We start from the raw sequence: 11,514 nt of genomic DNA, 5'->3' as shown, positions 1-11,514 counted from the left end.
CTCAAGCGCGTCGCTGGGCGACACGTCGGTGCGCCGGAGTTGCGAACGCTCGCGCGTTTGGCAGCGCGAATTGATGGAAGGAGTTCTGCTCGATCAGGATTTCGCCTTGAGCCGGTAGGGTCACCGCCGACAACGCCGCAACGCGTGACGCTCCCTTTATATAACGTACAAAACCAGGACCATGACGCAGAACCATTGCAATCCCAACCCTTCTAAGCGTCACCTGCCAACAGCCGGCTGCGCCAGAATTATTGCCTCACTTCACCGGAAACTGCGGCTCAGCGCGACGTGTTTCGCGGTATGCTTTCATCGTCAAGCTACCGGTGATTGGTCACGGGTGACATCTCCTCTTATGGGCAATGTCGTAGGCCCCAGCACCAACTTTTGGGGGAGGGGTAGACCGTAAGCTTAATCCAAACAACGTCCTTGGATGGTGGGTATGGACGTTAGGCTTAGCCCCGCCTTCGTTTGCGTTGGTTGACCGGGGATGTGGCGGGATGATTGTTCGTTGGTAAGCAGCGCAGCTATGAAAGGGGACCCATGTCTTTCCAAATTGCCGCGATCAACGGCCTCTCATCTGTACAAGCAGGTCGGGACCGGTAATGAGAGCGTATACGCTTAGAATAGCGAATGGGCCGACTGTCAGTTGGCGAGCGACAGAGTGCTGGGGCGCCGGCCTATGCCTTTTTCTTCAGACAGGCGCGCTTTTCCCGCTCATGCTGGCGGATGCCGACGGAGGCCTTAGCGATCATGCCAAGTCTATGTTGCGTCTGCTTTGTTTACCCGTATACGGGTTTACATTGCTGATGCTGGCACGAAATTTTCCGCAATTTCTCACCGCGCTCAAGCGAAATTGGCTTGTCCCGCTGATGGTCGCCATGCCCTTCGTGTCTGTCTTCTGGTCGGTTGGCCCGTCGACGACTCTCAGGCGTGCCATCGGCCTGCTCTTCACCGTACTTCTGGCTTATGTGTTGGCGATACGCTTTACACCGAGGCAGTTGCTTCTCATTGCATTTGCGACCTTCGGAACATGTATTGTCCTCAGCCTGTTGATTTTTCTAGTATCACCGGGGCTCGCTCGCATGCCCACGGACAGCGCGATGCGCGGCATATTCATCCACAAGAACAGCCTTGGTTGGTACGCCGGCATGATGATACTGGTGTCGACCGCCGTCGCAATGGACAGCAACCGAGGATTGCGGCGAACCGCTTTGATCTTGTTGGCGGCGGGCGGGGCTTGTCTCTTCCTTTCCGGATCGATGACCGCGACAATTGCGACGGTATCGGCATATTGCCTGATCGGGTTCTACTCCATGTTGCAGCGAATCCGTGGCATCGGTCGCATCGTCTTCATCCTGTTTTTCTTTCAAATGTTCGTCGGGATCCTCCTTTTGCTTCACGAATTCCTGGTCCCATTCCTTGAGGCGCTTGGCAAGGATGCCACTTTGACGGGCCGAGTGCCCTTGTGGGAGCTGGTCGATGGCCAGATCGCCGATCATCTGCTGCTCGGCTTCGGCTACCAAGCGTTTTGGACAGAAGCGAATCCCGAAGCCTGGATTATCTGGTCAAAGATCCAATGGATGGCTCCTCACGCCCATAATGGATTCCGCGATACGCTGCTGAGCTTCGGAATAAGCGGAATGACTTTGTTCGCTCTGATGCTTTTGCAGGCACTCCGCCAAGGGGCGGCCCTCCAATGCGGGGACCCGCATTATGGCTGGCTCTGGCTGAACGTCTTCACGGTTGTGATTTTGGTGATGAACCTGACCGAGACAATATTCCTGATCCAGAATGACGCGATTTTCATTCTGTTCACAACAGCCATCATCATGTTCTCTCTATATGAGCCTGTTGTTACTTCGACGGCCCCCGGCCGGCAATTGCGAGTACGGGCCCGCAGCAGAACGGCGGAGCTGCAAATCTCATGAGGCTGCGCTTCGCACCGATCTTGAGCATTTTGCTTGCGATGCTCTTTCCGCAGCCGAGCGAGCTGGCCTCGGTGAGCCCGGACGCAGATGCGCCCGACAGGCTGCGGACGGCGGTCAGGGAGGCAACCTGCGCGGAAGCCTCGCCGGCGACCTTTTCGGACAAGCTGAAGGGGACTTCACTGAGCAACATATTGACCGGAGCACCCGCGGCCCGGGCAGTATTCTATGTCTCTCCCGATGGCAAAGACACCTGGAGCGGGCACCTTCCTAAAGCAAATTCTCGGCGTACGGACGGTCCTTTTGCCAGTATTGAAAGAGCGCGGGATGCTGCGCGCCAGAAGGGCGGCCAGAATACGATCGCAATGGGCAATGGGGATTACTATCTCGCTGAACCGATAGTCTTCGATGCTCGCGATGCGGGCCTGATCATCGCGGCGAGATGCAACGAGGCGCCAGTTCTGCACGGCGGCCCGATTGTGCGCAATTGGACGGCGCAGGCCGATGGTCGCTGGAAGGCGTCACTGAAGCTGCCTGCGGGCCGGGATGTGGGCGATCTCTTCGTCAGCGGCGCGCGCCAGACGCAGGCTCGCTTTCCCAACGCTCCACTCGATGGAGACCCGCGCAAAGGATGGCTTTTCGCGGCTAAGTGCACGCAGGACGACGATCTATGGCATGGTAACACGCGCTTTTGTTTCCATGCCGGCGATCTTCCGATCTCAAAAAATGCAGCAGGCCTTGTCGCCCACATCGTCGGTGGTTTTCACCCCGGCAGCCAGTGGGGCAGTGACACCCTCCCAGTGGTTTCAATCGACACCGCGAACCGGGCGATAAATACCCAAGGCACCGGCTATTTCTTCACCGCAGAAGGCAGCCGCTACTTTTTGACCGGGGCGGCGGCGCTGCTCGATGCGCCCGGGGAGTGGTGGTATGACCGCGCCAAGAGTCAACTCGATTATATCCCCACCGATGGACTACCAACCAGTTCTACGGCTGTCGCCGGCATCCTGCCGACCTTCTTCAGGCTGGATGGGGCCGACGGGATGGTTGTATCGGGGCTCCAGTTTCGGGATGGGGATCCGCAGGGCAGCGGCAAGTTCGGTACCGACACCAGAAGCTTTGGGGCCATACGGCTCGATCACTCGGACGGTGTTCGGCTGCTCGGCAACTCCATCGACAATGTCGGCGTCGGCATCCATGTTTCCGAGAGCAAAGATGTCTTGATTGCCGGCAACGTGATTGGAGATGTGGCTGGCAACGGGATTTACGTTGGCACGACCTATGGCAGCTTCGGCAAATCCGACGGTGCCATAATCCTGTCGAACCATATTCATGACATTGGAAGGGTCTACTTTGAAACCGCGGGGATATGGTTCCAGGCGACCGACAGTATCAGGATCGCTCATAACCTGGTCGAAAATACTGCGCAGTTCGGTATCGCCGGCGGCTCACTGTGGGGAGCACAAGACGCCGTCCACGACGCAGTCATCGAACATAACGAAATCCGCAATGCCAATCAGCAGACGGCAGATGGCGGTGCCATCAAGCTGATGGGCGAGCAGGCAGACCTCCTGAACAGCAGCATCCGCTACAATCTGGTCACCGGGACAGGTCAACTCATGAACAGGGCCGATGGGACGTTTTGGCCTCCCGGATATGAAAATATCAATGAATGGCCGACTCCCATCAGCTGGGCGATCTACACCGATGGCAAGGCCAGTGGTGTGCGCATCGAAGGAAATACGCTGTCGGACAATATATCGGCGATCGGCATCAACGGCGGCTGGAGCAACTTGGTGACCGGAAACGTTATCACGCACGGATCGGGCGCGGCTTTTCGCGTTGATGACGGTACGGGCAGGGGTTGGCGTCCGTCATGGGCACGTCCTAATCGTATCGAGAGCAATATCGTGTCGATCGACGGTAGCAACGGGCTTGCAGCCTATGTCTACGCTCCTGACCATGGGCCTGGATACGTGCAGTTCGCGAATAACCGCTACGCCGGCAATTTGAACGACAAGAGCTTCCGAATACATCCCGGGATCATGCCTTCGGGAGAATTTGGCAGTTTACAGGATCTTCAGAAGGCTGGGGCGGACACCGAAAGCGTAGTCGCGCGGCCCGAGTAACGAAAGGGCGATACGACGAGCGGTGTTCCCGGGGCGTTCCGGTAGTCACTGGCGAGATCTGCCCGAGCGGCTTGGGAAGGCGATGAGGAAATTCGCGCAGGCCCAGACGACATTCGCCGTCGGTGAGCCGAGCTTTGCCCCTTGCGCGAAGGGGATGCAGAACTTCCTGCCGGTGACGAAATGTGGAATGCCGTTGGTCAGAAATGCCGCGGCGATGAAATGGGCAATCTAGGCGATCGAGGGCAAAGGCTTCTCCGTTGCGGCCTGAGTGGCGTCAACGGAGAATGTGGCCGGGTTTTCGTGCGGGCAAGAGGAGAGACACGACTGCTCGTGACGCTGTAGGCCCGCCGCCTGAAAGGCGACGGGCCGAGCCGGTTAGACAAGCAGGAAATCTTTGAAGTGAAGTGCTGCGGAATTATCGAGATCCGCGACATGGACGGCCGCGCCCGCTGCGCTTCCATCCGCGTCATAGGATAGATGGCCGCTGGCCTTATCGTAGATCAGCTTGTCATCGGCCTCGAGCGCCTTCGTTCCCAGAACGAAATTCTCGTCCGAAAATTTGGATAGGCTGAGCGTGGTGAAAATCGAATGATCGAGCATCAGCTTGTCGCCCGCCGCGGAGGAAAAATCCCGGATGTGGTCGACGCTGATATTGTCGGGCTTCACATTGAAGACGAAGGTATCGCCGCCGCCGCCGCCGGTCAGAATGTCTGCGCCGGCTTTTCCGAACAGCTTGTCGTTGCCGAGTCCGCCGTTCAGCTTGTCCGCGCCGGCCCCGCCATCGAGAATGTTGCTGCCGCTATTTCCGGTCAGCACGTCGTTGTAGCTGGAGCCAGTCAAGTTTTCGATGCTGACGAACTTGTCACCGGCGGCATGGCCGCCCGTTGCCGCCCCAGTCGCCAAGTTGACGTTGACCCCGCCGGAGCCCGCATAGCCGGCCGTGTCGTTGTCGGCACCACCATTGAGGACGTCCCCGCCGGCGCCGCCGCTGAGCTTGTCCGCGCCAGCCCCGCCATTGAGAACGTTGCTGCCGCCATTGCCGCCGGTCAGCACGTCGTTGTAGCTGGAGCCAGTCAAGTTTTCGACGCTGGCGATCTTGTCACCGGCGGCCTGCCCGCCCGATGCGGCCTTGGTCGCCAAATTGACGCTGACCGCGCCGGAGCCCGCATAGCTGGCCGTGTCGTTGCCGCTGCCGCCGTCGAGCACGTCCGCGCCGGCGCCGCCCTTCAACACGTCACTGCCGCCGAGACCCTTGAAGGTTTCGTTGCCGCCGTTGGACTGACCGGTGTGTGGCAGGATGTCGTTGCCGTTGGTGCCGGTGAATACCTTCGTCGGTGTGGTTGGCGTTCCCGGTTGCGTCGGCGTGGTTGGCGTTCCTGGGTTCGTCGGCGTAGTTGGCGTTCCCGGTGTCGAGCTGGAGCCCGATTCGTAGGCACCCATGTCGACAGTTCCAACGACGCGAGCGTGGCCGTCCAGATCGACCGAGCCGACGCCGTACTTGCTGGTTCCGCTGTCGATCGCCGACGAGCCGGAGCCGAGGTGGAAGTTGTCGCTCGCTGCCCCCGCGAACTTCGGGTCGATGCCGAGCTTGTTGCCGTTCGCCGCGCTCGGCATCGCGTTGCCGCCGTCGGTCTTGACCGATGCCTGACCGGCCGTGCCGTTGTAGGTGATGTTGTTGGCCCAGACGACGTTAGTGTTCTTGTAGCTGTCGGTCGACGTGTTATCGATCGCGGTGTTGTTCTTGTTCAGCGATGGGTCCGCCACGGCGATGTTGTTGACCCAGGTGTTGTTGCTCGACGCCGAATTGCTGAGCTCGCCGCGCCAGGTGCCGCTGTTCGCCGGGTCCTGATTGTTGTGGTATGCGGTGTTGTTTTTCACCGTGACGGAGTCGCTCCAGGTAACCTGGATGCCTTTGCCGCCGTTCTCGTAGACGAGGTTATTGTCGACCAGGGTCTTGAACGTGTAGTTCGGATGACCGCTCGTCTGCGTGCTCTGGAAATCGTCGATGATGATGCCGTTGCCGTCGGTGTGCGCACCCGACTTCGTGACGTTGTCGTGCGAGATGTTGTCCCGAACGATCGTCCGGTAGCCGTCGGTCGAGGTATCGCCGGTGATGTTCCGGTTCTGGTAGATCGAGATGCCCGAGAACCAGCCCGTCGACGCGTTATTGTAGGTCTCGTTCCCTTCGATGCGAATGAAGTCCGACCAGTTGAACTGAATGCCCGACTCCCCGCTGCCGTGGACCTTGTTGTTGAGAACTGAGATGTGGTGGACATTGTTCGCTTCGATGCCGTCGCCTTTGGCGCCGCCGATGTCAAAGCCGTCGATTGTCACGTAGTTGGCGTTGACACTGATCGCGTTCCACGAGCCCGCGGGCGGCCGGATCAGCGCCCCGCCGGGCACTTCCGAGCGCAGTGTGATGTCGGCTGCCGCCGAGCCGTCTTTGTCGATGTTAATAGCCTCGTTGTAGGTCCCCGCCTTCACCACGACCTCGTCGCCGGGCTTAAGGTTCGACGCCATCGCGTCGCCGATCGTGCGGAAAGGAGAGGAGGTACTGCCGTTACCACCGTTGCTGCCAGTCGTTGCTACGTAGTATGTTGTCATGGTCTTGTTCCTCAACCCCCGCCCGTTAATATTTGCGGTTAATCCTGCGTTACGGCGGCAGGTTATAGGGCGACATTCTGGAGGGCGCAACAGCAACGCAACAGTAAGTGCTTGAGAAGCATAGCCTTATTGCTGCCACAATATCTTAATCGATCCAAAGTTACGTTTTGAAATATTTGGTGAATTTCGAGTCGCCCAAAATGTGGCAGCTTTAATATCTCGCTTGCCGCGAGTTATTCTTTCTACAACCATGGCGACATGCATCCATTGAAAACTTTAGAAAATCCTGATGGGCGTGGCTGGATTGTCCCCGCCAAATGCGGAATCGACATTTTTTTCAGAATTCGGCAATTTTGGGCAGTATCGCCTTACGATTGGTGCTGATCGAGATGGCAATGTGAGGTCGACCGTAGCGATTCGACCAACCCATTGCCCAGCATTTCAAGCGCCACCGCTTTCCCGCCGAGATCATCGGGCATGCGGTGTGACTACACTTTCCGTTTCCGCTGGGCCTGCCTTATGTCGACAATCTGCTTGCCGAGCGTGGAATCGATGTCTCGTTCCAGACCGTGTCTGAGTGGGCGATCAAGTTCGGCCGCTGGTGCGAGACCTCGGAACGGTGGCGCTTAGATCGGTGGCCTGGGAAGTCCCTCTCTATGGAATCCGGCTTGCTCCGTCGGCTGACCCGGCTTGGATCGATCCGGTGTGCAAGATGCATGCACCATATTCATCTCATAAGCGGGCCGCCCCGCAGGGTCCCTGGTTTTTCTCGCCGCGTTGTAAAGAAGCATATCGACGGTTGCCGCAGACCTATGAGTTGCCCCGGTCGCAGTAAACGGATGGGGACAACTGTTTAACTCGGATGGCAACGGTGATGGCCGCCGCTTCGATCTTGCTCTGCATCCGGCAGTCCCGGTAGAAGATCAATGGTAGCGGACGCTTTGCCTCCCTAGAGCGTGGCGACGATTTAACTATTTGAGCCACATTGCGATTGCGGCGAGCTTGGCCAATCCCATGACGTTCACGAGCAGTTTGTCGTATGGGGTTGCGGCGCGTCGAAACTGTTTGAGCTTGCTGAAGAAGCGCTCGATGCGATTGCGCTCCTTGTAGAGGTCTGCGTCGTGGGCGCGCTGCACATTTCGGTTGCGCTTTGGCGCGATGACGTGCTGCGTTCGGCTTTGCCGAGATCAAACCGCTCTTTCGGGACAGCGCTCATCAAAAAGAGCAGCCTGGCAAGCAGTGGGGGTACGTTGCCTTACTTCGAATATGTAACCGATCTCGGCGTAAGACGTAGAAACATGAAGTCTCTTCTACGTCCAATAGTTAGAGCTGCAAGTATGGAGGCAATCGTCTTGGCAGCATATTCTGATGACAGTTTAGATCGCGAAAGCGTAGGTCATGAGAAAGCAATCAGCAGACGGAAGCCAAGATTCAGTTCTCAATCAAACGAGTTCTTTGGAATGTATTAATGTCCTTGGTGTTCGCATTTCGGCAGTTAATCTCAAAAGCGCGACTGGATTTATTCAAAAAGCGATCGAAGACGGCAGGAAGGAATATGTGTGCGTTCGCGACGCGCACGGTGTGGTCCGGTGTCAAGATGATCCCGAGCTCCGGTCGATACATAACCGGGCTTTCCTCGTAACACCCGATGGCATGCCGTTGGTATGGGCATTGAAGCGTGCCGGTCATGCTGAAAGCGATAGGGTCTATGGACCTGACCTGATGTTATCCGTTTTCGATGCCGGCAGCTCCAAGGGCTTGCGCCACTTCCTTTATGGCGCAACGGCCGAAACGCTCGAACAGCTGCAGGCGCGCCTTCTCGCAAAATTTCCGCAAGCACGGATCGTCGGCTCCTATGCGCCACCTTTTCGCAAACTGTCGACGCGGGAGGAAACGGAGATTGCTGACCAGCTCAATCGATCGGGCGCCGATATCATCTGGGTCGGGCTGAGCAGTCCCAAGCAGGAACTCTGGATGGCGCACATGCGCGATCGTCTGGAAGCATCGATGCTCATCGGTGTCGGAGCCGCATTCGATTTCCACGCCGGCCTCAAGCGGCAGGCTCCAAGGTTCATTCAAAGAAGCGGCTTCGAATGGGCGTTTCGTCTTTTATGCGAGCCGCGACGGCTGTGGCGGCGCTATGCGGTCGTCGTGCCGACCTTCATCTCACTGACGGCATTCCAGAGACTGGGGCTTCGGAAGTTTCCGATCGAAGACGCGGTTTTTGGATCAAGCGCGCCAAAAGCAGCAGCTGTAAAGGTGTAAAGCCATCATGTCCTTATTTGCGTCGCCAGCAATGACACCGGGTCCGTCGAAGGCAGCCACATCAAATGACATGACCTCGCGGGCGATTGCGGCAGGTTCCGTGCCGCCCATAGCAGCTAAGACCGCCGATCCCTTTGACCGGGCAGGGCTGAATATGCCCGCCGCACTACAGCGCCGGCTTCCTCGGCTTGCAACTTCGTCCTTGCTGGTCGCCGGCGACATTGCAAGCTATTTGGTTGCTTATTTTGTTGTCCTGTCCTTTTTCCCCAGTGGTTTGGAGGGCACGCTGGCGGCGCGTACGTTCACGATCGCAGCACTCGCCGCGATTATTCTTTACGCATCGGCCGGCCTCTATCCTGGATATCGGTTGCATGATCACGAACATCTGCGGCGGCGCACTGTAGCTGCCGTCAAGGTGGCTGTCCTGGCGGCGTTTGGAGCAATTATCCTGCCGGAGGGGGAACGACTGCTGCTTGCCGTCATTGGGTTCCTCGCTCTCGGGCTGATTGTTCAGCCATTTGTGCATTGGCTTGCACAGGGCCTGTGCTGGAAACTTGGAGTCTGGGGGGAGCGCGCGGTTGTCATAGGGGGAGGCAACCTTACTCCCGCTCTCGTGGCCCATTTCAAGAACCACTGGCAGTATGGCATCAGGCCGGAGGCCATTTCCCCCGATAGTTTGGAGGCATTGCCCGACGGCGGGCCATCCATTGCCGTGATTGCGGGCGACAGAGGCGCGCTTGCACCCGATTTGGCGGCTATGCGTCGGAAGTTCGCCGAAGTCATTTTGCTGTCCGATACGCCGAGCCTCAAGGTAAGCGGATTGCGACCTGCGGATGTCGGCGGAGAAATCGGTATTCGCCTCACCAACAGTAGGAGTTCAGTGAACTCGGACCTGGTTCGCCGGATCCTCGATCTCGCAATCGCCATCCCTGCAACAATCGTGGTCGCGCCATTCATCGCGATTGCAGCGGCCGCAATCTATGCCATCGATCCAGGCCCCGTCTTCTTCCGGCATACCAGGGAAGGGCTGTCCGGTAAGCCGGTGCACGTCCTGAAATTGAGGACGATGTACCAGGATGCAGAACAGCGCCTTGAAGCACTATTCCGAGACGACCCTAACATGCGCGCCGAGTGGTTGAGCCACTTCAAGCTCAAGGACGATCCGCGCATCCTTCCGGTTATAGGACATATGCTGCGCGCTTCGAGCATCGACGAGCTCCCGCAACTGGTGAACATCATTGCAGGGGATATGGCCTTCGTCGGACCGCGTCCGTTTCCAGAATATCACCTCTCAGCGATGGATAGCGAATTTCGTGACAAGCGGCGTTCGGTAACACCGGGGCTGACGGGCCTCTGGCAGATATCCGAACGAAGCAATGCGGATATCGAACTGCAGCAGCAACTCGACGAGTTCTACATCGACAACCGGTCTCTGTGGTTCGACTGCCAAATTATTCTCAGCACAATCCCTGCGGTCTTCAAACGCAGGGGAGCCTACTGACCATCCTCGCTTCCGCGAGGCAACCATCAACAACGGAGCATACCAATGCACGGACAAAAGCGAATTATGGTAACCGGCGGCACCGGGTTTTTGGGATCATTCCTGTGCGAAAGGCTTTTGCGAGAGGGCAATGACGTCCTCTGCGTGGACAATTACTACACCGGTTCGCGCGACAATGTGCTGCATCTTCTTGACGATCCTCGCTTCGAGGTGCTCCGCCATGACATTACCTTCCCGCTCTATGTGGAGGTCGACGAGATTTACAACCTCGCCTGTCCGGCATCTCCGGTCCACTATCAGCACGACCCCGTGCAGACCGTGAAGACCAATGTACACGGGGCCATCAATATGCTCGGCTTGGCAAAACGCACCAAGGCGAAGATCTTCCAGGCATCCACAAGCGAAGTTTATGGCGATCCGGCAGTCCACCCTCAACCCGAGGAGTATCGAGGCAGCGTCAATCCCATAGGACCGCGGGCATGCTATGACGAAGGCAAGCGGTGCGCCGAGACGCTGTTCTTCGACTATCATCGTCAATATGGCGTGGAAATCCGGGTGGCGCGGATCTTCAATACCTACGGTCCGCGCATGCAGACCAATGACGGCCGTGTCGTCTCCAATTTCATCGTTCAGGCGCTTCGAAACGAGCCGATCACCATCTTTGGCAACGGCAGGCAAACACGATCGTTCTGCTATGTAAACGACCTGATCGACGGTTTTATCCGTCTGATGGGCGCGCCCGCTGGGGTCACGGGGCCCATCAATCTCGGCAACCCCGGAGAATTCCAGGTCCGTGAATTGGCGGAAATGGTGGTCGAAATGACCGGATCGAAGTCCGGCATCGTCTTCAAGGATCTGCCAGTTGACGATCCGACACAGCGCAAGCCCGATATCAGCCGCGCAACGCAACAACTGGGCTGGCAGCCGAAGGTGAACCTTCGTGAGGGGCTTGAGAGAACGATCGCTTATTTCGAGTGGAAGCTTTCCGGCGGCGCAAGGAACTGGCCCAGCGCCAAGTCCTCGCAAGAGGCTTATCCGCATCTGGCGTCCGCGAACGTCGAACTCACTGCTCCTGAAGCCATTCGATAGG

Annotated in this window: 6 protein-coding genes and 2 pseudogenes; 6 read left to right on the top strand and 2 right to left on the bottom strand. The window is 57.9% G+C overall.

What is annotated here, in order from left to right; translation table 11 throughout:
• Positions 1-602: 602 nt before the first annotated feature.
• Positions 603-1,928 carry an O-antigen ligase family protein gene (locus tag G9X67_RS21070; protein ID WP_171599582.1) on the top strand — a complete coding sequence of 442 codons (1,326 nt, stop codon included), beginning with the start codon at positions 603-605 and terminating at the stop codon, positions 1,926-1,928.
• Positions 1,925-4,054 (top strand): right-handed parallel beta-helix repeat-containing protein, encoded by a 2,130-nt coding sequence (locus tag G9X67_RS21065; protein WP_138334197.1) that lies wholly within the window; start codon positions 1,925-1,927, stop codon positions 4,052-4,054. The genes G9X67_RS21070 and G9X67_RS21065 overlap by 4 nt, the downstream gene beginning before the upstream one ends.
• A gap of 375 nt (positions 4,055-4,429) precedes the next feature.
• On the opposite strand, the gene G9X67_RS21060 is transcribed toward G9X67_RS21065, so the two are convergent.
• Entirely contained in the window at positions 4,430-6,658 is a 2,229-nt protein-coding gene (locus tag G9X67_RS21060) for a choice-of-anchor Q domain-containing protein (RefSeq protein WP_138334306.1), read from the bottom strand.
• Between the two features lie 428 nt (positions 6,659-7,086).
• On the opposite strand from G9X67_RS21060, the pseudogene G9X67_RS21055 reads away from it, so the two are divergent.
• Positions 7,087-7,254, top strand: a pseudogene (locus G9X67_RS21055) (IS6 family transposase); the annotation flags it as partial.
• 375 nt (positions 7,255-7,629) lie between these two features.
• Here the strand turns inward: G9X67_RS21055 and G9X67_RS21050 are convergent.
• Positions 7,630-7,821: pseudogene (locus G9X67_RS21050) on the bottom strand (transposase); the annotation flags it as partial.
• Between the two features lie 235 nt (positions 7,822-8,056).
• On the opposite strand from G9X67_RS21050, the gene G9X67_RS21045 reads away from it, so the two are divergent.
• The 3 genes from G9X67_RS21045 to G9X67_RS21035 are packed head-to-tail and all read left to right on the top strand — an operon-like array spanning position 8,057 to position 11,513.
• Positions 8,057-8,923 (top strand): WecB/TagA/CpsF family glycosyltransferase, encoded by an 867-nt coding sequence (locus G9X67_RS21045; RefSeq protein WP_138334195.1) that lies wholly within the window; start codon positions 8,057-8,059, stop codon positions 8,921-8,923.
• A gap of 7 nt (positions 8,924-8,930) precedes the next feature.
• Entirely contained in the window at positions 8,931-10,424 is a 1,494-nt protein-coding gene (locus G9X67_RS21040; RefSeq protein WP_138334194.1) for a sugar transferase, read from the top strand.
• Positions 10,425-10,469: 45 nt separating this feature from the next.
• Complete coding sequence (locus G9X67_RS21035) at positions 10,470-11,513, top strand: UDP-glucuronic acid decarboxylase family protein (protein WP_171599581.1); 1,044 nt, start codon at positions 10,470-10,472, stop codon at positions 11,511-11,513.
• Position 11,514 lies beyond the last annotated feature (1 nt).

Origin of the sequence: Rhizobium sp. WYCCWR 11152, assembly GCF_013087615.1 — a bacterium.
GTDB lineage: Bacteria > Pseudomonadota > Alphaproteobacteria > Rhizobiales > Rhizobiaceae > Rhizobium > Rhizobium indicum.
This window is presented reverse-complemented; position numbering and strand designations above follow the sequence as displayed.